Below are 23,936 nucleotides of genomic sequence, written 5' to 3' on the forward strand. Positions count from 1 at the left end.
GCAGATCCACCGAACTAAAGGAGGCGCACGGGTTTCTCCCGAAGTCGCGCCGCCGCCAAACCCATGCCACTATCGCTCCAGATCTGGGAGCACCAAAGGTGAGCATCAAAATCGGTCTGATCGGCTGCGGCGTCATGGGGCTCGACCATGCGCGGCTCGTCATGAACGCCATCGGCGGAGCGGATCTCTCAGGCATCTATGATGCCGACCCGGCGCGCGTGAAATCGCTTGCCGAAATGTCTTCGGCGATCCGGACCTTTCCGACACCCGAGGCATTGATCGAGGATCCCGGGATCGACGCGGTGATTATCGCCGCGCCCGACGCGACCCATGCCGCTCTCACGCTCTCGGCGATTTCCGTCCGCAAGCCGGTGCTGTGCGAGAAACCGCTTGCCACCACGCTCGATCAATGCCGGGAAGTCATCGCGGCTGAGATGGCGACGGGCCGCCGACTCGTCCATGTCGGCTTCATGCGCCGATTCGACCCCGGGTACCGCGCCATGAAAGCGCAGCTCGACAGCGGGGCTCTCGGCCAGCCCCTCTTCCTGCACTGCGTCCATCGTAACAAGGTCGCGCCAGATTACGTCACCTCCGATCTCGTCATCGCCAATTCGATGGTGCATGAGATGGACATCGCGCGCTTCCTGCTCGGCGAGGAATTCGCGTCAGTCACCCTGACCAGCGCGCGCCGCAGCCGCTTCTCCTCAGCCCGGCAGCCGCAATTCGCCGTGCTGGAAACCGCAGCCGGCGTCGTCGTCAGCATCGAAATGACACCCGACTCACAATATGGCTATGAGGTGCAAGGCGAACTGGTCTGCGAGGAAGGCACCGTCTCTCTCGCGCCCGCGCCGCCTTTCGCGCTGCGCCAGGCCGGGCTGTCGGGATACCCCGTTGAGGAAGACTGGCGCCCGCGCTTCGCCGACGCCTATCGCATCCAGCTTCAGGAATGGGTCGCGGCGATAACCAGCGGCGAATCCTCTCCGGGATCCACAGCCTGGGACGGCTACGCGGCGTCGTTCACTGCTGCGGCCGCGCTTACTTCGCTAGCGACCGGTCAGCGGGAAGCGATCGAAATGCCCGCACGCCCCGCCTTCTACGACACCTGAGACAGCAGGGCGCCTGCGAAGCCGCGCGCCTAATGCGCGGCGCTCGGTGCCAGCATGTCGGCCGGCCTCACCCAGGTGTCGAACTGCTCGCCGGTGACGAAGCCCAATGTGAGTGCCGCCTCGCGCAGGCTGCTGTTGTCGCGATGCGCCTTCATCGCGATCTTCGCTGACTTCTCGTAGCCGATATGGCGGTTCAGCGCCGTCACCAGCATCAGCGAGTTTCCAAGGTTCTCTCTAAGGCGCGGCAAGTTCGGTTCGATCCCGCGCGCGCAATGCTGCTCGAAGGCCAGCATCGAATCCGTCAGCAGCCCCACGGACTCCAGCACATTGTGCACCATGACGGTCTTGTAGACGTTGAGCTGGAAGTTGCCCTGGCTGCCCGCGAAGGCTACCGCCGCGTCGTTGCCGAAGACCTGCACCGCGACCATCGTCATCGATTCGCACTGCGTCGGATTGATCTTCCCCGGCATGATCGAAGACCCCGGCTCGTTCTCTGGTATCGTGATCTCGCCGAGCCCGGCGCGCGGGCCGGAGGCGTGCCAGCGCACGTCGTTGGCGATCTTCATCAGCGCGCCCGCCAAGGTCCGCAGCGTGGCGCTCGCATGCACCATCGCGTCATGCGCCGACAACGCGGCGAATTTGTTGGGCGCGGAGACGAAGGGATGCCCGGTCTCGTCTGCGATATACCGCGCCGCGACTTCGCCGAAACGCGGATGCGCATTGAGGCCCGTGCCGACGGCCGTGCCGCCGATCGCCAGATCCATCAGCCAGGGCAGGCTCGCCGCGATCGCCCGCTTGCATTCGTCGAGCTGCGTGACCCAGCCCGAAATCGCCTGACCCAGTGAAATCGGCGTCGCATCCTGTAGATGCGTGCGCCCAATCATGATGACATCGGCGTAGGCGCGCGCCTTGGCATCGAGCGTATCGCGCAACACCGTGATCGCTGGAAGCAGCTGCTCGGCGATTTCCTGCACGGCCGCGATATACATGACAGTCGGGAAGGTATCGTTAGATGATTGCCCGCGATTGACATCATCATTCGGATTGATCGGCTTCTTAGTGCCGACAATGCCGCCGGCCATCTGAATGGCGCGGTTCGCGATGACCTCGTTCGCATTCATGTTGCTCTGAGTTCCAGAGCCAGTCTGGAACACGACGAGCGGAAATTCACCATTCCACCGGCCGTCGATCACCTCCTGCGCCGCGCGCACGATGAGCTCCACTTTCTCAGCCGGCAATTCGCCAAGCTCGCCATTTGCGAGGGCGGCGCATTTCTTGAGGATGCCGAAAGCGCGGATGACCGGCGGTGTCCAGGCGAAACGGCCGACACCGATTGGGAAGTTCTCGATCGACCGCTGCGTCTGAGCACCCCAAAGATGATCAGCGGGCACCGCCACTTCGCCGAGCGAATCGGTTTCGATCCGCGTCCCTGCTGGAGGCTGCGTTGCTGGGATGCCGCTCATCTACCCGATCCTTGTCTCGTCGTGGCCGCTTGCTACAGCGAAGTCGCCGCCTCTTCCAGCGCCGCCCGAAGGAGGCCGCCATGGCGCAGGAGAAGAGCTTCGGCGCTCGCCGCGTCCACGTCCTTCCGCACCATCACAAGGGCGAGCTTGATTCGCCCCTGCGCCTCCTTCAGCGCCGCCTCCGCCCGCTTCGTCGAACAGCCCTCGAGTTCGACGATCATCCGGGCGGCGCGCCCGGCAAGCTTCGCGTTGGTCGGCCGCATCTCCACCATCCGTCCGCGATAGATGCGGCCGAGCCGTATCATGACCAAGGTGGAAAAAAGGGTGAGTGCCGCCTTCTGTGCGGTTCCGGCCTTCATACGGGTCGATCCGGCGATCGCCTCAGCGCCTGTATCGAGCAGAACAGCGTGCTCGGCGGCTGCGAGCAACGGCGTTCCAGGACTATTCGCCATGCCGATGACGAGCATGCCGTGCGCCCGGCCCGCCGTCGCTGCGGACACCGCCCAGGGCGTCGTGCCGCTTGCCGCGAGCGCGACCATCACGTCCTCCGGCCTCGGATCAAGGGCCGTGAGCGCCGCGACGGCCGCCGCACCGTCATCCTCGGCACCCTCCGCGGCCCTAAGCAGGCTGGCGGTGCCGCCCGCAATTAGGATGAGACTGCGCTCCGGGGGCCAATCGAAGGTCGGCGGCAGTTCCGCCGCATCGAGCGCCGCCAGTCGGCCGGAGGTTCCCGCGCCGACATAGATCAACCGGCCTCGCCCTGGCGCCAGACGCGCCGCGGCCGCGTCGGCGGCGGCTGCCAGGCCGGGCAGCGCGGGCCGCAGTGCCGCGACAGCCGCCATCTGACCCTCCCACAAAGCCTCGAGCGCGACGGCGCTGTCCCAGAGGTCGAGATCGCGGAAACGCGGTGTGACGCGCTCCGTGGTGGGCAGCGGCGCTGGAGAATGGGTCGGGCTCATGCTCCCCGTTGACGGCAGGGCGGCCGCATCGTCAAGCGGCGCGGCTGGTCAATCGGCGCACTGTGGGTATGCTAGGAGCCTCCGGTCAAAAGGAGCCCATGTCAGCATGGTCGCGCGCATCATCACCGTCGATCCCTTCGATATCGTGGTCTTCGGGGGCTCGGGCGATCTCGCCCGCCGCAAGCTGCTACCGGCGCTCTACCAGAGGGACCGCAGCGGCCAGGTGCCTGCCGAAGCCCGCGTCATCGGCTCCTCTCGCCGCCATCTCACGGATGCCGACTATCAGGCGATGGCACGCGAATCGATCACCGACTTCGTGCCCAAGGATGATATCGACCCCGAGGTGCTTGAGCGGTTCATCGCCCGCGTTGGCTATGTCTCGATGGACGCCACCGGCACGGACGGCTGGAGCGATCTCGTGGACAAGCTCGCGGATGGCGCGGACCGCGTGCGCGTCTTCTACTTCGCGACGTCGCCGGAGCTTTTTGGCCCAATCTGCCAGCAGATCGCCGCCCATCACCTCGTTACACCGCTGAGTCGGGTCGTGATGGAGAAGCCGATCGGCAAGGATCTGGAATCAGCCCAGGAGCTCAACAACGCCATTGGCCGGGTCTTTCTCGAGAGCAGCATCTACCGCATCGACCACTATCTCGGAAAGGAGACGGTACAGAACCTCATGGCTCTGCGCTTCGGCAATTCGCTCTTCGAGCCGCTGTGGAATTCCGCCCATATCGACCATGTGCAGATCACGGTCGCCGAGGATCTCGGGCTCGAAACCCGCGCTGGCTACTACGATACGGCCGGCGCGCTGCGGGACATGATGCAGAACCATATCCTGCAGTTGATGTGCCTGATCGCGATGGAGACGCCGACCTCGCTCGACGCCGATACGGTGCGCGACGAGAAGCTGAAAGTGCTGAAGTCGCTGACGAAGATGACCCCGGACCAGGTCGCGCAGCACACCGTCCGCGGTCAATACACGGCTGGCGCCTCCACGAAAGGACCCGTGCCCGGCTACCTGGACGAGCTTGGGCGTCCCACGAGCATGACGGAGACCTTCGTCGCGGTGAAGGCGGAGGTCGGAAACTGGCGCTGGGAGGGCGTGCCCTTCTACCTGCGTACCGGCAAGCGCCTGCCAAGCCGCGTGTCGGAGATCGTGGTGCAGTTCCGCGGCGTCCCGCATCGCGTTTTCGAGCATGGCGCCGGCCAGCTACAGGCAAACCGCCTGGTCATCCGCGTGCAGCCGGATGAGGGCGTGCGGTTATGGCTGATGATCAAGGATCCGGGGCCGGGCGGCATGCGCCTGCAATACGTGCCCCTCGATATGAGCTTCGCCAAGGCCTTCTCGGTGCGCAATCCGGATGCCTATGAGCGGCTGATCATGGATGTCGTCAGGGGCAACCAGACCCTGTTCATGCGCCGCGACGAGGTCGAGGCCGCCTGGGCCTGGATTGACCCGATTCAGGATGCCTGGGTCGCTTCGGAGGAACTGCCGAAACCCTACCGCGCCGGCACCTGGGGTCCCTCCGCCGCGATCGCCCTGCTCGAACGCGACGGGCGGACTTGGTACGAGGAATAGAGGTCGCGAGGGGTTGTGCTGTCGGCTCAGTCCGACAGCACACAACGCTTACGGACTCGTCGTCGGGATGACCGAGATCGAGTTGAACGGACTACCTTCTTTGAGGCGGCTGCTGATGGCGAGGTAGATGACGACCTTCTTGTCCGCGTCCAGCATCCGGAAAATGACGAGGTGCTTGAAGAATACCGAGAGGCTGGCGGCGAAGACCTGCTGCTTCTTCGGCAGGTTCGCCGGATAGGCAACCGGCCCGACGGCGCGGCAGGCGATCGAGAAGCGCGACGGATCCTCCGCCAAACCCACGCTGCCCGAGATACCACCCGTAACGGCGCGGGCGAGGTAGCACGAGGCGTTGGGCACATCGGGATCATCGTAGCGGTCCACCACCACGCGGTCATTGGCGCCGAGCAAACGGAAGGTGGTGTCCACACCGCCTACGCGCGTTTGCGCCATCGCCGCAGCGGGCAACAGCGCCATCAGGGTCGTGATCAGGAATTTCGTTCGCACCGGCGCCATCCGTGAAAGTGTTTTCGTCATTTAGCGATGAGGCGCGGCTTTCCCACGCTTGATCGCCCTGCACTTGATCGCTAGGCCACGCTCCTGCATCCCGTCAGGAGGATGCAAAGCGAGGAAGGCATGCCTTCCGCATGACCAAGAAAGCCGAGACCGAGCCGCTCGCGAAGCCAGCGCGATCCACGACCGCTCGCCATCGGTCGCGGCAATGGCGCACCGTCAATCGCCCCATCCTCGCGACGGTCGTCTTTACCTTTGCCGCCTATATGATGGTCGGACTGCCTCTCGCGGTTCTGCCGCCCTTCGTGCGTGGTCCCTTGGGGTTCAGCTCCGTTCTCGCCGGCCTTGCCGTAAGCACGCAGTATCTCGCCACCTTCATCACCCGCGCACCGGTCGGCCGCCTGACGGACTCGGTTGGCCCGAAACACATCGTCATGTTCGGGCTTAGCGCCTGCGCTGGCAGCGGCGTTCTCACCGCCCTCGGTGGGTTGTTCCAGTCGCAGCACGTCCTCAGCCTCGTGTTGCTGCTGCTGGGTCGCCTTTGCCTTGGCACCGGTGAGAGCGCTGTCTCGACCGGCGGCATCGCCTGGGCCATCGGCAAGGTTGGCGCCACGCATAGCGCCAAGGTCATCTCCTGGAACGGCATCGCGACCTACGGCGGCATCTCGCTCGGAGCCCCGCTCGGCGTGCTGATCCAAAGTATCGCTGGGTTCAGCACGATCGGCATCGCGGTGGTGGTCGTCGGTTTGGCGGCGCTACCCTTTGCCGCCGCTGGCCCGATTACGCGCTTGGTGACAGGCCCTCGGATGTCCTTCGGCAGCGTCTTTGGCCGCATCCTGCCCTACGGCGCGGCGCTGGCGCTGAGTTCGATCGGCTTCGGCGCCATCGCCTCCTTCATCACGCTCTTTTACGCGAGCCGACACTGGGGCCATGCTGCGCTCGCACTGTCGGCCTTCGGTGGCTGCTTTATCCTCGCCCGCCTCATCTTCGTCGGCAGCATCGCGCGCCAGGGCGGCAATCGTGTCGCCCTGGCCTCCTTCCTGGTCGAGTGCGCCGGCCTGGCGCTCCTGTGGCGAGCGGGTGATCCAGCCTCCGCCCTCATTGGCGCAGGCCTCGCGGGTTTCGGCTTCGCCCTCGTTTTCCCGGCGCTGGGTGTCGAGATTCTGGCGCGCGTGCCCTCGACCAGCCGCGGTGCGGCGATCGGTGCCTTCAGCGTCTTCCTCGACGTCGCCCTCTGCGTTACGGGACCGCTCGCGGGCTTCATCGTCGGCTCCTTCGGCTACGCCACCATCTTTCTCGTCGCCGCCTTCGCTGCCGCCATCGCGGCCGTGATCCTCATCATGATGGGCGCGCTGCGCACTCCAGCCAGCCGCTAGGGCAGGCGAGCCCGCCTTGCCCAACGCGCCGCCTATGCGGAGACTGGCGGAAACCAAGCGGGAGACGCGCCATGGCGACCGGTCAGCAACCCTTCGAGTTCCGCACAGTTCCCTCGATCCAGGTCGAGTGGTCCGGCGCGCAAAGACTGGGCGCCCTGCTCGCGCCTCGCTTCGCCGCGCGTCGTGCCCTCATTGTGACGGATGGCGGTTTGGTCCGCGCCGGGCTCCTCGGGCCGGTTGAAGCCAGTCTGAAAGCAGAAGGCTTTACCGTGGCAGTCTTCGATGCCGTGGTGGCGGACCCGCCCGAGGCCGTGTTGCTGAGTTGCGTCGAGCAGGCAAAGGCTGCGGGAGTGGACATCGTGATCGGCCTCGGCGGCGGATCTTCGCTGGATGTCGCGAAACTTACCGCGGTTCTGGTGAGGTCGGATCAGCGCCTTGCCGATATCTATGGCATCGGCAAGGTCCAGGGCGACCGCCTGCCGCTCGTGCTGGTCCCGACCACGGCGGGCACCGGGTCGGAGGTCACCAACATCACCATCCTGACCACCGGCGAAACCACCAAGATGGGCGTCGTGGCGCCGCAGCTCTTCTGCGACTACGTGCTGCTCGACGCCGAACTCACCCTCGGCCTGCCCGCGACCCATACCGCCGCGACGGGCATCGACGCGATGGTCCATGCGATCGAGGCCTATACCAGCAAGAACAAGAAGAACCCGCTCTCGGACGCCCTGGCCCGCGAGGCGCTGCGCCTGCTCAGCACGCATCTCGTCACCGCCTGCCGCGACGGGAAGAACCGCGTGGCGCGAGAGTCGATGCTGCTGGGTGCCACGCTCGCCGGCCAGGCCTTTACCAATGCGCCGGTCGCGGCGGTTCATGCGCTCGCCTATCCCTTGGGCGGCCACTACCATGTGCCGCATGGCCTCTCGAACGCGCTCATGCTCGGCCCGGTGCTGCGCTTCAACTCCGCCGCCGCCGCGCCGCTCTATGCCGAACTCGCGGATGTCGTCATCGGCCCGGCCAAGGGTGACGCGCAAAGCCGTGCCTCGGCCTTTGTCGGCGAGATGGAGCGGTTGATGAATGAGAGCGGCGCGCCCCGCCGCCTCCGCGATGTCGGAGTGACCGACAACAGCCTGGCCTTGCTTGCCTCTGACGCCATGAAACAAGGGCGGCTGCTCGTGAACAATCCGGTGGAGGTTACCGAGGCCGATGCCCTCGCCCTCTATCGAGAGGCCTTCTAGGGAGACTGGATCATGCCCGTCAGCGGCCTCGGCAACTATGACGACCAGAACATCTTCGCGCGCATTCTGCGTGGCGAAATCCCGAACCGCACGGTGTTCGAGGATGAGACGGTGCTCGCCTTCCACGACATCGCGCCCCAGGCGGCGGTGCATGTGCTGGTGATCCCCAAGCGCCCCTACATCTCCTTCGCGGATTTCGCGAAAGCACCGGCTGACGAAGTCGCCGCGTTCTGGCGCGCGGTGGGCCGCGTCGCCGGCGAGCTTGGGTTGGAGGAAGGCGGCTATCGCCTGCTCACCAATATGGGCGCCGACGCCGGACAGGAAGTGCCGCATTTCCACGTCCACATCTTCGGCGGCGAGCCGCTCGGCCGGATGATCCAACCGCGGGGCTGACGCGCCCGCGAGTGCGGCGGCTAACGCGGTCCAACGGATAGTCCGTCATGGCATGCGCAGGCATGCCATCCACGCCTTACCTTCGCTACGCGGGTGAAGGCGCGGATGCCCGGCCTTCGCCGCGCATGACATGGTGGGGTACGCGCCGTTCAGACCAAAGTCGTTCTGATTTAGGCACCGCTTCGACGCGGGTTTGACTGGTAATAACGCTTTTAGGTAGGATATTTTGTAATCCACCATATCAAATCTACCAACGAAGGATCAGCGTATGTCCCAAGGAGAATACGCGCTTACGATGCCTCGACGAGGAAGGCGTCGCGCTGTCGCGGCAGGGCTGGTGGCGCTTGGCCTGTTCCTGCTCGGCCTCGTCGCCCATGCCCGCGCCGATGAGGTATTGCGGATCGCCGGGACACCTGGCCCGATGGCGGAGGTGCTGCGTCACGCCGCCGACCTCGCCGCCAAGCAAGGGCTGAAGGTGCAGGTGGTACAATTCTCGGATTGGGTGACGCCCAATGTCGCGGTCAACGAGGGCTCGGTCGAGGCCAATCTCTATGAGCACAAGCCGTTCCTGAACGCGGCCATCAAGGCTCGTCACTTCAACCTCGTGCCCGTCGCCTCGGCGGTCGTGATGCCGATGGGCCTGTTCTCGCATAAGCTCAAAAGTCTGGACCAGCTGCAAAATGGCGAACAGGTGGCGATCGCCAATGATCCGGTGAACCGCGCGCGGGGCCTGCAGCTGTTTGAGAAGGCGAGGCTCATCACGCTCACGCCCGGCATCGGCGATGCCGCGACGGTGAAGAACGTGACCTCCAACCCGAAGCATCTGCGGTTCATCGAACTGGAAGCGCCGCAGCTCGCCCGCGCGCTGGACGACGTGAAGGTTGCCCAGGTGAGCTACACCTTTCTCATCGCATCCGGCGGCGATCCTAATTCAGCGCTGATCGAAGATGGCGCTGGCAACCAGCATTATGCGTTGTTCTTTGTATCCAGGCCTCAAGACGCGCAGGATCCGAAACTGCTGAAGTTCATTCAGATCTTCCGGTCCGACGATGAGCGTGCCTTCATTCTCAAGCGCTACGCTGGCGCCATTTCCCCGGCTTGGTGATCGCGATGGACCAGACGGTTCTCGACTGGCAGCCGGACCACCGTGACCAGTCGGCGCCCGTACTGCGCGTCGGCAAGGTCTCGCGCCGCTTCGGCGGCGTGACCGCGCTCGACGATATCTCCTTCACGCTGGGCGCCGGCCAGGTGCTTGGCATCATCGGTCGTTCGGGCGCCGGGAAATCCACCCTCATCCGCTGCCTCAACGGGCTGGAGCGGCCGGATGCCGGACGCATCGAGATCGAGGGACGCGACGTCACGAACCTCTCCGAACGCGGCTGGCAAAAGGAACGCCAGCGGATCGGCATGATCTTCCAACACTTCAACCTGCTTTCCACCCGCACGGTGATCCAGAATGTCGCGCTCCCGCTCAAGCTCGCGGGTGTAGCCAAAGCCGAGCGGCTGGCGCGGGCAACGGCGCTGCTTGACCTCGTGGGCCTGGCCGACAAGGCCCACGCCTATCCGGCGCATCTCTCCGGCGGCCAGAAGCAACGTGTCGGCATCGCCCGAGCCTTGGCCTCGGACCCCGCGCTGCTGCTGTGCGACGAAGCGACCTCGGCGCTCGACCCGGAGACGACCCTCTCGATCCTCGCTTTGCTCCGGCGGATCAACGAGGAGATGGGCCTGACCATTGTCCTCATCACCCACGAGATGAACGTCGCCCGGCGCATCGCCGACCGCGTGCTGGTGCTCGCCGACGGCCGAGTCGCGGAGGAGGGACCGGTGCGGGAGGTCCTGATGGCGCCGCGCGCCGAGGAGACCCGCCAGTTGCTCGCCGCCGCCAGCCTCGGCTTCGAGGATGCGGGCCGGCCGGTGCGGGAGGTGCCGCATGGCCATTTCGCTTGACGATCTGCTGACGGCGCTGTGGCAGACGCTCGAAATGGTCGGCGTCTCCAGCGTGATCGCGGCATTGCTCGGCCTGCCGCTCGCCTTGGTCATGGTTGCGACCAGCCGGCGCGGCATCGCGCCCCAGGGTGCGATCAACATGGCGCTGTCCGCCGTCGTCAACGCTATTCGCTCGGTGCCCTTCATCATCCTGCTGGTGGCGCTGATCCCCGTCACGCGCCTCATCGCCGGCACCTCGATCGGCACCGAGGCGGCCATCGTGCCGCTGACCATTGCGGCGACCCCCTATTTCGCGCGCATCGTCGAGGTTTCGCTGCGGGAGGTCGATGGCGGTTTGATCGAGGCGGTGAGGGCCATGGGCGGCAGCCGCCTCGCGGTGATGCGGGAGGTGTTGATCCCCGAGGCGCTGCCGGGCCTCATCGCCGGCTTCGTGGTGACGCTGGTGACCATGATCGGCGCTTCGGCCATGGCGGGCGTCGTTGGCGCGGGCGGGCTGGGTGACCTTGCCATCCGCTACGGCTACGATGAGTTTGACACGGGCGTCATCATCGTGGTGGTCGCTGTGCTGATCGCCTTGGTTGCGGGGGTGCAATTCCTCGGCGACCGGCTGGTTGTCCGCGTCGACCATCGCTGAAGGACTTTCGATCGATGAGTGAGGCTCTTCGTGTAGCGCTGCCCACGGCACCGGCCGCGGCCCTCGATCCACGCGCGGCACCGCCGCTGCCGTTGCCGACCGTCCGGCCGCCTTTGCTGAACGCGGTGCAGGCCATCGAGGCTGCTCATGCCTTCGCCGCCTCCATCAAGGATGGCGCGGCGGAACGCGACCGGGACCGGCTTCTGCCCATCGCGGAGATCGAACGCTTCTCGGCAACCGGCCTCTGGGGGCTGAGCATTCCGCAAGCCTATGGCGGCCTCTCGCTGCCCTGGACCGTGATCGCCGAAGTGTTCCGGATCGTCTCGGCGGCTGACCCGTCGATCGGCCAGATCCCGCAGAACCACTATGCTTTCCTCAACCTCCTGCGCGCCGAACCTGACGAGGAGCGGAAGCGCTACTTCTTCGGCAAGGTTCTGGAGGGCTATCGCTACGGCAATGCGCTGGTCGAAGTGGGAACCAAGACGGCCGCCGAGTGGAAGACCCGTATCATCCCGGATGGCGGCGGCTTCGTTCTCGAAGGCACCAAGTTCTACTGTACTGGCGCGCTATTCGCGCATCTCGTGCCGGTGGTGATGCGGACCGAGGACGGTGCTGTGCTCCGCGCCATAGTGCCGCGCAATGCCCCTGGCCTTACCGTGATCGATGACTGGTCGAGCTTCGGGCAGCGCACGACGGCTAGCGGCACGGTCAGGCTCGACCATGTGCGGATCTCGGCTTTCGATGTCATCGGGCTGAATGGATTGGGCGATAAGCCCACCGTTTATGGACCTGTCTCCCAGATCATGCAGGCTGCCATCGATGCGGGCATCGCGGCGGGGGCCCTCGCGGATACGATGGAGTTCGTGCGCACGAAGTCGCGGCCCTGGATCGACAGCGGCAAGGAGAAGGCCGCCGAGGATCCTTTCACCATCAGCCAGATCGGCGACACGCAGATCCGGCTGCACGCGGCGGAGATGATGCTGGAACGCGCCGGTCGCATCATCGATGAGGTGCTGCTGGACGAGAATCCGGAAAGCATCGCCCGCGCCTCCATCGCGGTGGCGGAAGCGAAGGTGGTGACAACGGAGGTCGCCATGCATGCGACGAACAGCTTGTTCGAGCTTGCGGGCACCAGTTCTACGCTGGGTAAATACAATTTCGACCGGCATTGGCGGAACGCGCGCGTGCATACGCTGCACGATCCGGTCCGCTGGAAATACTTCGCGGTCGGCGACTACGCACTCAATGGCACGCCACCCCCGGTGCATAGCTGGATCTGAGCGGGGCCAGCGAAGAGCGACACTTGCGGAACGAGCCGCGCTGATTGGACGCAGATGACCAAGCCCATCCTGCTCAACGCCTTCGCGATGAACACCCTCACGCATCAGTCGCCGGGGCTGTGGCGTCACCCCCGCGACCGTTCGCGCGAGTTCAATCGCCTGCCGATCTGGCTGGAACTCGCGAAGCTGTGGGAGCGTGGGCTGTTCGACGGGGTGTTCCTCGCCGATGTGCTGGGTCCCTACGACGTCTATGGCGGCAATGCGGATGGGGCGGTTCGTAGCGGCGCGCAATTGCCGACCAACGATCCTATGATGCTGATCCCCGCGATGGCCGCCGTCACCCAAAACCTCGGTTTCGGCGTCACCGTCTCGCTCAGCTACGAGCCGCCCTATCTCATGGCGCGGCGTCTTTCGACGCTGGATCACCTTACAGATGGCCGCGTCGGCTGGAATATCGTGACGAGCTATCTCGACAGCGCCGCTCGCGCCCTGGGCCAGCCACGCCAGCGCGCCCATGACGACCGCTATGCCATCGCCGAGGATTATATGACGGCGATCTACAAGTTGTGGGAGCAGAGCTGGGAGGAGGGCGCGGTGGTCGCCGATCCCGTGCGCGGCTATGGCGACCCCAGCCGCGTGCATGTGGTGCGTCATTCCAGCGAACATCTCAGTATGGAGGCGCTGCATCTCTGCGAGCCCTCGCCCCAGCGGACGCCGATGCTGTACCAGGCCGGCAGTTCCCCGCCGGGCCAGGCTTTCGCGGCGCGTCACGCCGAATGCGTCTTTGTCTCTGGCCCCTCCGCGGCGGTCATCGGGCCGCGCGTCGCCAAGCTGCGCGCGGCGTTGGTCGCGGCTGGGCGCCGGCCGGATAGCATCAAGGTTTTCGCCCTCGCGACCGTCGTCGTGGCGCCGACCACCGCCCAGGCGCGCGAAAAACTTGCCGACTACCGCGACTATGTCGATCACGAGGGCGCCCTGGTGCTCATGGGCGGTTGGATGGGCGTGGACTTCGCCGGCTATGCCTTCGACCAGAAGATCCGCTTCATCGAGAACGACGCCGGCCGCGCGGCGATGGAGAACTTCACCCGGGGCGATCCCGGCCGTGAATGGACGGTGCGGGAAGTGGCCGAGCATGTCGCGATCGGTGGCGCCGGACCGGTCTTCGTCGGCAGCCCCTCCGATGTCGCGGAGACGATGCAGGCCTGGATAAAGGAAACCGACGTCGACGGCTTCAACCTCGCCTATGCCCTGCTGCCCGAGAGCTTCGAGGATGCGGTGAACTTGCTGGTCCCCGAGCTGCAATCGCGTGGCCTCTACAAGACGGCCTATGCCCCCGGCACCTTGCGGGACAAGCTGTTCGGCGAGGGTCCGCTCCTTGCCGACCCCCATCCGGCGGCCACTGCGCGCCGCCTGTCGCATTCGGCCGCCGCCGCTGTCGTTTCCGATCCAGTCGCCGTCTGAGCAAAGCGCCAGGAGGGGGCGGGTTGCGCGGGGGCTTCTTGGGACGATAGGAAGGCCCCTGAACTCGTAGCGAGTGTGTGGCGGTGGAGGCCTGATGAAGATCCTGGTGCCGGTTAAGCGGGTGGTGGATTACAACGTCCGCGTCCGGGTGAAGGCGGATGGCTCCGGCGTCGAGCTCGCCAATGTCAAGATGTCGATGAACCCGTTCGACGAGATCGCCGTCGAGGAAGCGCTGCGTCTGCGCGAAGCCGGCAAGGCGACCGAGATCGTGGCCGTCTCCATCGGTCCGCTGCAATCGCAGGAAACCATCCGCACCGCGCTCGCCATGGGCGCCGACCGCGGCATCCTGGTCGAAGTCACGGAAGCGGTGGAACCGCTGACGGTCGCCAAGATCCTCAAGGCGATCGTGGAGCAGGAGCAGCCCGGCCTGGTAATCCTCGGCAAGCAGGCGATCGACGATGATTGCGGCCAGACGGGCCAGATGTTGTCGGCGCTGCTGGGCTGGTCCCAGGGCACCTATGCCTCGAAGATCGAGATCGGAGATGGCCGGATCGCGGTGACGCGGGAAGTCGATGGCGGATTGCAGACCGTCGACCTGAAGCTGCCGGCTATCGTGACGACGGATCTGCGTCTCAACGAGCCGCGCTATGCGAGCCTGCCCAACATCATGAAGGCCAAGAAAAAGCCGATCGAGATGAAGAAGGCGGCGGATTTCGGCATCGACACCACGCCTCGGCTCAAGGTGCTGAAGACCGTCGAGCCGGCGGGCCGTAAGGCTGGCGTTATCGTGGGATCGGTCGGCGAGCTTGTCGCCAAGCTGCGCGACGAAGCCGGCGTGATCTGACGCAAGCACGACGGGACTGAGAACGCCGGCTTGCCGGACGGAAGAGGATAGGCTGATGAAGACGCTCGTTCTGGCGGATCACGACAATGCCAGCCTCAAGGAGGTCACGGCCCGCGCCGTCACCGCCGCTCAGGCGCTGGGCGGTGAGGTCGATGTACTGGTTGCCGGGCAGGGCGCCCGCGCCGCCGCTGAGCAAGCCGCCAAGCTCGCGGGGGTTTCGCGCGTGCGGCTGGCCGAGGATGCGGCGCTCGCCCATCAGCTCGCCGAGCCATTGGCGGCGCTGCTGGTCTCGCTGGCGCCCGAATATGATGTGCTGGCCGCGCCCGCGACAGCCATGGGCAAATCGGTGATGCCGCGCGTCGCGGCCCTGCTCGACGTCATGCAGGTGTCGGACGTCATTCGCGTCATCAGCGCGGACACTTTCGAGCGGCCGATCTATGCCGGTAATGCCATCCAGACGGTGCAGTCGGCTGACGCGAAGAAGGTGCTGACAATACGTACGGCAACCTTCGCGCCGGCGGAGAGCAGCGGCTCCGCGCCGATCGACAGTGTGACGGCGGCGGCGGATCCGGGTCTGTCTGGCTTCGTCGGCGAGAGCCTGTCGCGGTCGGAGCGGCCTGAATTGCCCTCGGCCAAGATCGTCGTTTCGGGCGGCCGGGCGCTGGGCTCCTCGGAAAAGTTTCAGGAGTTCATTATCCCGCTCGCCGACAAGCTGGGCGCGGCCATTGGTGCTTCGCGCGCGGCCGTCGATGCGGGTTATGCGCCGAATGACCAGCAGGTCGGGCAGACCGGCAAGGTGGTCGCGCCGGATCTGTACATCGCCGTTGGCATTTCGGGCGCAATCCAGCATCTCGCCGGCATGAAGGACAGCAAGATCATCGTCGCCATCAACAAGGATGCTGAGGCGCCGATTTTTCAGGTCGCCGATTACGGCTTGGTCGGCGATCTGTTCACGCTGCTGCCGGATCTCGTGAAGGCGCTCTGAACGACTACGTTTGATCAGCGCGTTATCCTCGGCCGTTGACGGCGGCTCGGCCCCGCTCGACCAGCGCCTGGAAGCGGGCATGCTTTATGCTCTCAAGATATTTATTGGTGGGATTTGGGTTTGGGAGCCAGTGGATGCCGTTGAAGCTGTAAGCATCCTGCCGCAACAGGACGGCAGTGGGAAAAGGATTCGAGAAGATATATTTGGTGACGTTTGAAGGCAGGTCCGCCAAATTTTGACTGTAGTTTACTGTGCTTGGTTGAGTGAATGTAATCACGCCTGGAGCTGGCCCTCTATTATAATGGGTCCAGCTTTGCCCATGAACTTCGGACCCGCGAAGGCCCACTTTGAGCAGGTGATCCAGCGAGGGAAAGAAAAACTCGCCATTTGCCCAGTCCTGAGCGGGAATGGTTGGCTGCCGATCAACATCCAAAAAATATTTGTCGATCGCTGACTGCGAGATGGAACTCGTCGTTGAGGTCGTTGAGGTCGTTGAGGTCGTTGAGGTCGTTGAGGTCGTTGAGGTCGTTATTGGCGGCGATGGCAGCAGGCCCGCGACCTGCGCGGATGCCGCCGCTTTCCTTTTGACCATCTCAAAGTTGATCAGGTCGTCTCGAATCGGCAGGCCGCGATAGAGCTCCTTCAGCACGCTGCGCCTGCAATCCGAGAGCGCCTCCTCGACGTACGGCACGAGGCGCCAGTTCTGCGCCATAGCCCAGTAAGTAGCCTGTTCCCGCGTGTTCCTCATCCTGGCGTTGAAGTCTCTGGCCGCTTGCAATGCTTTGAGGACGCCCTGAAATTCACCTGCTCTTTGGCCGCTATTGCCATTCTTGAAGGCAAACCTGACGTCTTCGAGGAAACCATCGACCACCCCGTTGGTGGATCTCGGCGCGGAGCGAAAATCGTCCATCTCCATAAGGCGTTGCACGAGTCCCTCGGTCTGGAGTCTGAGGTAGTAGCTTTGGAGATCTGTGAGATTGTTGCTCGCGATGGGAAGATACGAGGCAGCCGTCTGTCTTACTGCGGGGACCTGCCCGGGAAGCGATAAGAGCTGAGAGCCAATTTGGACGGGGGGAGCCACCGGGAAAAACGGACCAGCGATGGAACCCATTTGCGAACCCGCCGATAGCGGGGTTGTTCCGTTGAGCGCTGGCGCGTACATGCCGACATCCGTCTCATTGAGTGCAAACACCGCAAATACTGGACGAATACTTACCGATCGGTTTCCAATTGCTATCTTCAACGACCATCTTCGCACCTTGTTCAGCGATCATGGCGGTGGGCGTGTTGGTATTGCCCGAGGTGATGGTCGGCATGATCGACGCGTCGATGACGCGGAGGCCCGCGATTCCCAGCACGCGAAGACGTTCATCGACCACCGCGAGCGGATCGCTCGGCAGCCCCATCTTCGCCGTGCCGACGGGGTGGAAGATCGTCGTGCCGATAATGCCCGCCGCGCGATGGAGCGACTCGTCGTCATCGCCCACCGTCGGGCCGGGCAGGTATTCCTCGGGCGAGAAGGGCGCGACCGCCTTCTGCGACATCAGCCGCCGCGTCACGCGGATGGCGTCGGCCGCGACGCGGCGATCCTCTTCCGTCGTCAGATAATGCGGCGCGATCATGGGCGCGTCGCGCGGCTCGGCGGAGCGCAGCCGAACCGTGCCGCGCGAGGTCGGGCGCAGGTTGCAGGCCGAGACCGTAATGGCGGCGAAGCGATGGAGCGGATCGCCGAACTTGTCGAGCGACAACGGTTGAATGTGAAACTGGATGTTGGCGCGCTCCTGTCGCGGATCGGATCGCGTGAAGATCCCCAATTGCGACGGCGCCATGGTCAGTGGTCCTCGCCGGCGCAGCGCGTAGTCGATGCCCATCCAGCCACGCCGGAACAGCGAATAATAGATGTCGTTCATCGTCCGCACGCCGCGCATCTTGTAGATGGCGCGCTGCTGAAGATGGTCCTGCAAATTGCCGCCGACGCCGCGCAGCGCGTGAACCATCGCGATGCCGTGCGGGGCAATCGCCTCCGCATCGCCGACGCCCGAAAGCTGCAGGATTTGCGGCGAGCCGATGGCGCCCGCGCAAAGGATCACCTCCCGCGCTTTCGCCTCGGTGCGCGCGCCGTTACGCAGGAAACGGATACCCGTGGCTCGCTTGCCCTCGAAAATCACGCGCTCGACATGCACGCCGGTTTCCAGTCGCAGATTCGGGCGGTGCAGAACCGGCTTGAGAAAACCGCGTGCGGCCGACCAGCGGCGACCATGTTTCTGGTTGACGTGGAACGGCCCGGAACCCTCGTTATCGCCGGTATTGAAGTCGTCGATCTTACGGATGCCCATCTGCGCCGCCGCCTCACGCACCGCTTCTAGCACCGCCCAGGCGATGCGCGGCGCCTCGACGCGCCAGCCGCCGCCGACGCCATGGAATTCGCTCGCGCCGAGAAAATGGTCCTCCAGCCGCTTGAACGCTGGCAGCACGTCGTCCCATCCCCAGCCGGTCAAGCCGAGCTGCCGCCAATGGTCGTAATCCGCCCCCTGCCCGCGCATCGCGACCATCGCGTTGATCGAGGATGACCCGCCGATGACCCGGCCGCGCGGATAGGCAAGCGACCGGCCGTTGAGCCCGGCTTCGGGTTCCGTGCGGAACATCCAGTCGGCGCGCGGATTGCCGATGGCGAAGAGATAGCCGACCGGGATGTGGAACCAAATCCAATTGTCCATGCCGCCTGCCTCCAGCAGCAGGACCCGGCGGCGCGGATCGGCGGAAAGCCGGTTCGCCACGATGCAGCCGGCGGTTCCGGCGCCTACGATGATGGTGTCGTAATCGCCGTCGAGAAGGCTCGTCATGGACGGTGCCACGACCGAGGGGCCGGTTGCGTCACGCGCTTTTCCTCAACCGGCGTCGCTTGCCATCTGACCAACCTCGTCAGGACCCGCGGTTTCCTTCCGCGCCGGGTTTTCCGCCGGACTATCCGCAGCCAAAGCGCTCACCACCAGCGGATCGATTCCCGGCGCGCCTGCCGCGATCTGCGCCGCGAAGGTGCGTCGCATCTTCGGCGTCCAAAAGGATTCGAGATGCTTGGCGATGCCCGCCATGGCCTCGTCATCCGGATAGGAGCGGAAGAAGCTGGCGATCTGGTTCGCCATGCGGATCAGCTTGTCGTCGCCGCTCACTCGGCGGGCGCCTCTTCGAGCGAGGCTAGGCGCATCAGGCTGAAATCCTCCTCCGCGTTTTTCTCCTGCCAGGCGGAGATATGGTTCGTGCGGCGCACCTGCACCGCCGTCACCTTGTATTCCGGGCAATTGGTCGCCCAGTCGGTGTGATCCGTCGTCACCACATTCGCGCCCGTCGAGGCATGGTGGAAGGTCGTATAAACCACGCCCGGCTGCATCCGCTCGCTGATCCGCGCGGGCAATGTAATGTCGCCCGAACGGCTGGCGAGCGAGACCAGTTCGCCGTTCTTGATGCCGCGATGCTCGGCGTCGAAGGGGTGGATTTCGAGCACATCCTCCTCATGCCAGCGGCTATTCTCGGTCCTGCGCGTCTGCGCGCCGACATTGTATTGGCTGAGGATGCGGCCGGTGGTGAGGATCAGCGGGAAACGCGCGCCGGTGCGTTCCTCCGTCGGCACGAATTCCGTGATCATGAAACGCCCTTGCCCGCGCACGAAGCGATCGACATGCATCATCGGCGTGCCGGTCGGCGACGCCTCGTTGCAGGGCCACTGGATCGAACCCAGCGTGTCGAGCTTCTGATACGACACCCCGGAGAAAGTCGGCGTGAGCCGCGCGACCTCGTCCATGATCTCGGACGGATGCGTGTAGTTCATGGGGAAGCCCAGCGCATTGGAGAGAGCCATCGTCGCCTCCCAATCCGCGAGACCGCCCAGCGGAGTCATGACGCGGCGCACGCGGTTGATCCGGCGCTCGGCATTGGTGAAGGTGCCGTCCTTCTCCAGGAAAGACGAACCCGGCAGGAAGACGTGGGCGTATTTCGCGGTCTCGTTCAGGAACAAATCCTGGATGACGACGCATTCCATGGCGCGCAGCCCGGCGGTGACATGCTGCGTGTCCGGATCCGACTGCGCGATGTCCTCGCCCTGGATATAGAGGCCCTTGAAGCCGCCGCCCACCGCTTCGTCCAGCATATTGGGAATCCGCAGGCCCGGCTCGCCGGAAAGCGGCACACCCCAGATCGCCTCGAAGCTTTCGCGCACCGCGTCATTTGCCACATGGCGGTAACCCGGGAATTCGTGCGGAAAGCTGCCCATGTCGCAGGAGCCCTGCACGTTATTCTGCCCGCGCAGGGGATTAACGCCAGCGCCGAGTTTTCCGATATTCCCGGTCACCATCGCGAGATTCGCCATGGCCATGACGGTGGTCGAGCCCTGGCTGTGTTCCGTGACGCCGAGGCCGTAATAGATCCCCGCATTGCCGCCGGTTGCGTAGAGTCGTGCCGCTCCACGAACGTCGGCGGCGGGAACACCGGTTACGTCCTGCACGGCCTCGGGCGCATTGTCAGGCCGCGCGACGAAGCGCGCCCAGGTCTCGAAGGCCGGCATTTCGCAGCGGGCGCGGACGTAATCCTCGTCGATCAGCCCTTCCGTCACCACGACATGCGCCATCGCATTGAGCAGCGCGACATTTGAGCCCGGCATGAGCTGCAGGTGATAATCGGCCGCGACATGCGGCGTGCGCACCAGATCGATGCGGCGCGGATCGGCGACGATCAGCCTGGCCCCCGCTCGCAAACGCCGCTTCATGCGGGAGGCGAAGACCGGATGCCCATCCGTCGGGTTGGCGCCGATCACCAGGACGACATCGGCATGATCGACCGAAGCGAAATCCTGCGTGCCAGCCGAGGTGCCGAGCGTCGACATAAGCCCGTAGCCGGTCGGCGAGTGGCAGACCCGGGCGCAGGTATCGACGTTATTATTGCCGAAGGCACCGCGCACGAGTTTCTGGACGAGATAGGTTTCCTCGTTGGTGCAGCGAGAGGACGTGATGCCGCCGATCGAGTCGCGGCCATATTCCGCCTGAATGCGCTTGAACTCGGAGGCCGCGTGGTCGATCGCTTCCTTCCAGGTGACTTCACGCCAGGGATCGGTGATCTTGGCGCGGATCATCGGCTTGGTCTTGCGGTCCTTATGCGTCGCATAGCCGAAAGCGAAGCGGCCTTTCACGCAGCTATGCCCGGCATTGGCCTTGCCGTCCTTGAACGGCACCATGCGCACGACGGTCTCGCCCTTCATCTCCGCCTTGAAGGAACAGCCGACGCCGCAATAGGCGCAGGTGGTGACAACGGAATGTTCCGGCACGCCGATTTCGATGACGCTTTTCTCGTTCAGCGTCGCGGTCGGGCAGGCCTGCACGCAGGCGCCACAGGAGACGCATTCCGAGCCCATGAAGTCGGTGCCGCCGGGCGAAATCTTCGAATCGAAGCCACGCGCCAGCATGGTCAGCGCGAAGGTGCCTTGCACTTCCTCGCAGGCGCGGACGCAGCGCGAGCAGGCGATGCATTTCGACGCCTCGAAGGTGAAATACGGGTTGCTCTCGTCCTTCGCGGCGCTGAGATGGTTGGCGCCGTCATAGCCGTAGCGGACCTCGCGCAGGCCCACTTTGCCTGCCATGTCCTGCAACTCGCAATCGCCATTGGCCGAGCAGGTCAGGCAATCCAGCGGATGGTCGGAGATATAGAGCTCCATGACACCTTTGCGGCGCTTGGCGATCTCTGGCGATTGGGTATGCACCACCATGTTTTCTTCGGCCGGCGTTGTGCAGGAGGCCGGATAGCCGCGCCGTCCCTCGATCTGCACGAGGCACAGGCGGCAAGACCCGAAGGGCTCCAGATTATCGGTGGCGCAAAGCTTTGGGATCTGCGTGCCGAGGCCCATCGCCGCCGCCATGACCGAGGTACCGCGCGGCACGGAAACCGCCTGGCCGTCGATGGTGAGCGTCACGCGTTCCGGCGAAAGACGGATCGGCGTGCCGTAATCGGTTTCGCGGATCAGGGACATGCTGATGCCCTCCTCGTTTTCGCCATCGTCATTCGCTTACTCCGCCGCCGCTGGCAGGTGCCGCGCACGATCGAAATCCTCGGGGAAATGGGTAAGGGCGCTGCGCACCGGCACCGGTGTCAGGCCGCCCATGGCGCAGAGCGATGCGTCGGTCATGAGTTCGCACAGATCATCGAGCACCGCGAAGTTGCGGTCGAGATCGACGCCGGCCGTGATGCGGTCCATCACTTCGACGCCACGTACCGCGCCGATGCGGCAGGGCGTGCATTTGCCGCAGCTTTCATGGGCGCAGAATTCGAAGGCGAAGCGCGCCTGGGCGGCGAGATCCACGCTGTCATCGAAGACCGTGACACCGCCATGGCCGAGCAACCCGCCTGCCTTGGCGAAAGCCTCGTAATCCAGTGGCGTGTCGAGCATCGCATCCGGAAAATAGGCACCCAGAGGCCCGCCGACCTGAACCGCGCGAAAGGGCCGGCCGGTGCGTGTGCCCTGGCCCCAATCCTCGACGATTTCCCGCAAGCTCACGCCGAAGGGCAGTTCGATGAGGCCGCCGCGCGCGACATTGCCCGCGAGCTGCACCGGCAGGGTGCCGAGTGACCGGCCCATCCCCAAAGCGGCATAGGCAGCCGCGCCGTTCGCCATGATCCAGGGCACGCTCGCCAGGGAAAGAACATTGTTGACCACGGTGGGTTTGCCGAACAGCCCTTGGATCGCCGGCAGTGGCGGCTTCGCGCGCACCATGCCGCGCTTGCCTTCCAGACTGTCGAGCAAGGAGGTTTCCTCGCCGCAGATATAGGCGCCCGCGCCCATCCGCACCTCGATATCGAAGGCGTGGCCGGAGCCTTGGATATCGGCGCCGAGATAGCCCGCTCGCTGTGCCGCGGCGATGGCGCGGTTCAGCGCGCGGATGGCGTGGGGATATTCGGACCGCGTGTAGATGAAGCCCTTGGTGGCGCCCACGGCCACGGCGGCGATGGTCATGCCCTCGATGAGGGACAGCGGATCGCCTTCCATCAGCATGCGGTCGGCGAAGGTGCCGCTGTCGCCCTCATCGGCATTGCAGACGATGTATTTGCGGTCGGCCTGGGCCAGCGCCACGGTGTTCCACTTGATGCCGGTGGGAAAGCCCGCGCCGCCCCGGCCGCGCAGACCCGATAGCTTCACCTCATCGATGATGACAGGCCCCTCGGCGGCCAGAGCGCGGTCGAGCCCGGCATAGCCGCCATGGGCGCGATAATCCTCGACCGAGGCCGGATCGACGATGCCGCAGCGCGCGAAGGTCAGGCGCGTCTGGCGCGCGAACCAGGGGTGGTCTTCCGGCCGGCCAATCCGCTTGGGATGGTCGCCGCCCGTCAGCATCCCCGTATCGAGCAGACCCACGACATCCGCCGTGGTGACCGGCCCGTAGCCGATGCGCCCCTCGGGCGTTTCGACTTCCAGCAACGGTTCCAGCCACACCGCGCCGCGCGTGCCGGTGCGAATCACATCGAGGGTGAGGCCCCGCGCCGCCGCCTCACGCTCCAGCACTCGCATCACCTGATCGGCGCCGAGCGCCACGGCCGCCGCGTCGCAAGGGAGGTAGAGCCTCGTCATGCCACGGCCTCCGCCGCCAGGGCGTCCGTGACTTGGGCGAGAAGAGGCGGCGTCAGCCGGGCCAGCGGCTCGCCATCCAGCAATGCCGCCGGGGCGCAGGCACAGAGGCCGAGGCAGAAGGCGGCTTCCACGGTCAGCGCGCCATCGGCGGTCGTGCCGCCCCAGTCGAGCTCCAAGCGGCCAAGCACATCGGCGGCCAGGGCGACGGCGCCCATCGACTGGCAAGCCTCGGCGCGGCACAGCTTCAGCACATGGCGGCCGGGAGGCGCCTCACGGAAATCCTGGTAGAAGCTCACCACGCCCAGGACCTCGGCGCGGGAAAGGTTGAGATGCTCCGCGATCAGCGGCACGGCGGCACGCGGGACATGCCCGAAGGCCTCCTGAAGCGCATGCAGGATGGGCAGAAGCGGTCCTTCCAACCCGCCATGCGTAGCGAGGATTTGGCGGGCGGTTTCCTCGTCCCACGGCGCCACGCCCTGCAAAAGCTCGGAGAGAGGAGATGGTCGAGAGATCGTCATGCGCTTCCCGCGAAGAGCTTTCGTTTCGGTTTGCTCG

General features: G+C 65.1%; 20 protein-coding genes and 1 pseudogene. 12 read left to right on the plus strand and 9 right to left on the minus strand.

Annotation, left to right across the window (positions count from 1 at the left end; genetic code table 11):
- Positions 1–98 precede the first annotated feature (98 nt).
- Entirely contained in the window at positions 99–1,106 is a 1,008-nt protein-coding gene (locus tag GSQ83_RS22430; RefSeq protein WP_158805105.1) for a Gfo/Idh/MocA family protein, read from the plus strand.
- 29 nt (positions 1,107–1,135) lie between these two features.
- Here the strand turns inward: GSQ83_RS22430 and fumC are convergent, their stop codons facing one another.
- A complete protein-coding gene (fumC, locus tag GSQ83_RS22435) occupies positions 1,136–2,569 on the minus strand; it encodes a class II fumarate hydratase (protein WP_158805106.1) in 1,434 nt (477 codons plus the stop codon).
- Between the two features lie 32 nt (positions 2,570–2,601).
- A complete protein-coding gene (locus tag GSQ83_RS22440; protein ID WP_158805107.1) occupies positions 2,602–3,528 on the minus strand; it encodes an N-acetylmuramic acid 6-phosphate etherase in 927 nt (308 codons plus the stop codon).
- A gap of 106 nt (positions 3,529–3,634) precedes the next feature.
- Between GSQ83_RS22440 and zwf the strand changes: the two genes are divergently transcribed.
- Entirely contained in the window at positions 3,635–5,107 is a 1,473-nt protein-coding gene (gene zwf / locus GSQ83_RS22445) for a glucose-6-phosphate dehydrogenase (RefSeq protein WP_158805108.1), read from the plus strand.
- Between the two features lie 48 nt (positions 5,108–5,155).
- On the opposite strand, the gene GSQ83_RS22450 is transcribed toward zwf, so the two are convergent.
- Positions 5,156–5,620 carry a CreA family protein gene (locus GSQ83_RS22450; protein WP_158805109.1) on the minus strand — a complete coding sequence of 155 codons (465 nt, stop codon included), beginning with the start codon at positions 5,618–5,620 and terminating at the stop codon, positions 5,156–5,158.
- Between the two features lie 131 nt (positions 5,621–5,751).
- Between GSQ83_RS22450 and GSQ83_RS22455 the strand changes: the two genes are divergently transcribed.
- The 10 genes and pseudogenes from GSQ83_RS22455 to GSQ83_RS22500 all read left to right on the plus strand — a co-directional run bounded on the left by GSQ83_RS22455 (position 5,752) and on the right by GSQ83_RS22500 (position 15,775).
- Complete coding sequence (locus GSQ83_RS22455) at positions 5,752–6,993, plus strand: MFS transporter (RefSeq protein ID WP_158805110.1); 1,242 nt, start codon at positions 5,752–5,754, stop codon at positions 6,991–6,993.
- 71 nt (positions 6,994–7,064) lie between these two features.
- Positions 7,065–8,231: an iron-containing alcohol dehydrogenase gene (locus tag GSQ83_RS22460; RefSeq protein WP_158805111.1), complete on the plus strand. Its 1,167-nt coding sequence runs from the start codon at positions 7,065–7,067 to the stop codon at positions 8,229–8,231.
- A gap of 12 nt (positions 8,232–8,243) precedes the next feature.
- On the plus strand, positions 8,244–8,624 hold the full coding sequence (locus tag GSQ83_RS22465) for a histidine triad nucleotide-binding protein (protein WP_158805112.1): 381 nt from the start codon (positions 8,244–8,246) through the stop codon (positions 8,622–8,624).
- 268 nt (positions 8,625–8,892) lie between these two features.
- Positions 8,893–9,729 (plus strand): MetQ/NlpA family ABC transporter substrate-binding protein, encoded by an 837-nt coding sequence (locus tag GSQ83_RS22470; protein ID WP_216850489.1) that lies wholly within the window; start codon positions 8,893–8,895, stop codon positions 9,727–9,729.
- A 5-nt stretch (positions 9,730–9,734) separates the two neighbouring features.
- Positions 9,735–10,463: pseudogene (locus GSQ83_RS22475) on the plus strand (methionine ABC transporter ATP-binding protein); the annotation flags it as partial.
- A gap of 91 nt (positions 10,464–10,554) precedes the next feature.
- Entirely contained in the window at positions 10,555–11,205 is a 651-nt protein-coding gene (locus tag GSQ83_RS22480; protein ID WP_158805114.1) for a methionine ABC transporter permease, read from the plus strand.
- Positions 11,206–11,219: 14 nt separating this feature from the next.
- Entirely contained in the window at positions 11,220–12,485 is a 1,266-nt protein-coding gene (locus tag GSQ83_RS22485; RefSeq protein ID WP_158805115.1) for an SfnB family sulfur acquisition oxidoreductase, read from the plus strand.
- 54 nt (positions 12,486–12,539) lie between these two features.
- Entirely contained in the window at positions 12,540–13,946 is a 1,407-nt protein-coding gene (locus tag GSQ83_RS22490) for an LLM class flavin-dependent oxidoreductase (RefSeq protein WP_158805116.1), read from the plus strand.
- A gap of 94 nt (positions 13,947–14,040) precedes the next feature.
- On the plus strand, positions 14,041–14,790 hold the full coding sequence (locus tag GSQ83_RS22495; RefSeq protein WP_158805117.1) for an electron transfer flavoprotein subunit beta/FixA family protein: 750 nt from the start codon (positions 14,041–14,043) through the stop codon (positions 14,788–14,790).
- A 55-nt stretch (positions 14,791–14,845) separates the two neighbouring features.
- Positions 14,846–15,775, plus strand: coding sequence for an electron transfer flavoprotein subunit alpha/FixB family protein (locus GSQ83_RS22500; protein WP_158805118.1), 930 nt, complete (start codon positions 14,846–14,848; stop codon positions 15,773–15,775).
- 22 nt (positions 15,776–15,797) lie between these two features.
- Here GSQ83_RS22500 and GSQ83_RS30090 read toward each other — a convergent pair whose 3' ends face one another.
- Genes GSQ83_RS30090 through GSQ83_RS22530 form a run of 6 tightly spaced genes read right to left on the minus strand, consistent with a single transcriptional unit; the run spans position 15,798 to position 23,899 of the window.
- Positions 15,798–16,937: a hypothetical protein gene (locus tag GSQ83_RS30090; protein ID WP_216850491.1), complete on the minus strand. Its 1,140-nt coding sequence runs from the start codon at positions 16,935–16,937 to the stop codon at positions 15,798–15,800.
- Positions 16,938–16,950: 13 nt separating this feature from the next.
- Complete coding sequence (locus GSQ83_RS22510; protein ID WP_158805119.1) at positions 16,951–18,618, minus strand: GMC family oxidoreductase; 1,668 nt, start codon at positions 18,616–18,618, stop codon at positions 16,951–16,953.
- A gap of 45 nt (positions 18,619–18,663) precedes the next feature.
- Positions 18,664–18,945: a formate dehydrogenase subunit delta gene (locus tag GSQ83_RS22515; protein WP_254065845.1), complete on the minus strand. Its 282-nt coding sequence runs from the start codon at positions 18,943–18,945 to the stop codon at positions 18,664–18,666.
- Positions 18,942–21,788 (minus strand): formate dehydrogenase subunit alpha, encoded by a 2,847-nt coding sequence (gene fdhF / locus GSQ83_RS22520; protein ID WP_158805120.1) that lies wholly within the window; start codon positions 21,786–21,788, stop codon positions 18,942–18,944. The genes GSQ83_RS22515 and fdhF overlap by 4 nt, the downstream gene beginning before the upstream one ends.
- Positions 21,789–21,824: 36 nt before the next feature.
- Positions 21,825–23,381 (minus strand): NADH-quinone oxidoreductase subunit NuoF, encoded by a 1,557-nt coding sequence (locus GSQ83_RS22525; RefSeq protein WP_158805121.1) that lies wholly within the window; start codon positions 23,379–23,381, stop codon positions 21,825–21,827.
- Positions 23,378–23,899, minus strand: a complete 522-nt coding sequence (locus GSQ83_RS22530) for a formate dehydrogenase subunit gamma (protein ID WP_158805122.1) — start codon at positions 23,897–23,899, stop codon at positions 23,378–23,380. Before GSQ83_RS22530 ends, GSQ83_RS22525 begins: the two co-directional genes overlap by 4 nt.
- Positions 23,900–23,936 lie beyond the last annotated feature (37 nt).

The sequence above is a fragment of the Acidisoma sp. L85 genome, assembly GCF_009765865.1.
Taxonomy (GTDB): Bacteria; Pseudomonadota; Alphaproteobacteria; order Acetobacterales; family Acetobacteraceae; genus Acidisoma.

Bases quoted from the DNA above. Each gene is read 5' to 3' on its own strand.
- fumC (WP_158805106.1), bottom strand. From the start codon at position 2,569: ATGAGCGGCATCCCAGCAACGCAGCCTCCAGCAGGGACGCGGATCGAA.
- GSQ83_RS22440 (WP_158805107.1), bottom strand. From the start codon at position 3,528: ATGAGCCCGACCCATTCTCCAGCGCCGCTGCCCACCACGGAGCGCGTC.
- zwf (WP_158805108.1), top strand. From the start codon at position 3,635: ATGGTCGCGCGCATCATCACCGTCGATCCCTTCGATATCGTGGTCTTC.
- GSQ83_RS22450 (WP_158805109.1), bottom strand. From the start codon at position 5,620: ATGGCGCCGGTGCGAACGAAATTCCTGATCACGACCCTGATGGCGCTG.
- GSQ83_RS22455 (WP_158805110.1), top strand. From the start codon at position 5,752: ATGACCAAGAAAGCCGAGACCGAGCCGCTCGCGAAGCCAGCGCGATCC.
- GSQ83_RS22460 (WP_158805111.1), top strand. From the start codon at position 7,065: ATGGCGACCGGTCAGCAACCCTTCGAGTTCCGCACAGTTCCCTCGATC.
- GSQ83_RS22465 (WP_158805112.1), top strand. From the start codon at position 8,244: ATGCCCGTCAGCGGCCTCGGCAACTATGACGACCAGAACATCTTCGCG.
- GSQ83_RS22470 (WP_216850489.1), top strand. From the start codon at position 8,893: ATGTCCCAAGGAGAATACGCGCTTACGATGCCTCGACGAGGAAGGCGT.
- GSQ83_RS22480 (WP_158805114.1), top strand. From the start codon at position 10,555: ATGGCCATTTCGCTTGACGATCTGCTGACGGCGCTGTGGCAGACGCTC.
- GSQ83_RS22485 (WP_158805115.1), top strand. From the start codon at position 11,220: ATGAGTGAGGCTCTTCGTGTAGCGCTGCCCACGGCACCGGCCGCGGCC.
- GSQ83_RS22490 (WP_158805116.1), top strand. From the start codon at position 12,540: ATGACCAAGCCCATCCTGCTCAACGCCTTCGCGATGAACACCCTCACG.
- GSQ83_RS22495 (WP_158805117.1), top strand. From the start codon at position 14,041: ATGAAGATCCTGGTGCCGGTTAAGCGGGTGGTGGATTACAACGTCCGC.
- GSQ83_RS22500 (WP_158805118.1), top strand. From the start codon at position 14,846: ATGAAGACGCTCGTTCTGGCGGATCACGACAATGCCAGCCTCAAGGAG.
- GSQ83_RS30090 (WP_216850491.1), bottom strand. From the start codon at position 16,937: ATGTACGCGCCAGCGCTCAACGGAACAACCCCGCTATCGGCGGGTTCG.
- GSQ83_RS22510 (WP_158805119.1), bottom strand. From the start codon at position 18,618: ATGACGAGCCTTCTCGACGGCGATTACGACACCATCATCGTAGGCGCC.
- fdhF (WP_158805120.1), bottom strand. From the start codon at position 21,788: ATGTCCCTGATCCGCGAAACCGATTACGGCACGCCGATCCGTCTTTCG.
- GSQ83_RS22525 (WP_158805121.1), bottom strand. From the start codon at position 23,381: ATGACGAGGCTCTACCTCCCTTGCGACGCGGCGGCCGTGGCGCTCGGC.
- GSQ83_RS22530 (WP_158805122.1), bottom strand. From the start codon at position 23,899: ATGACGATCTCTCGACCATCTCCTCTCTCCGAGCTTTTGCAGGGCGTG.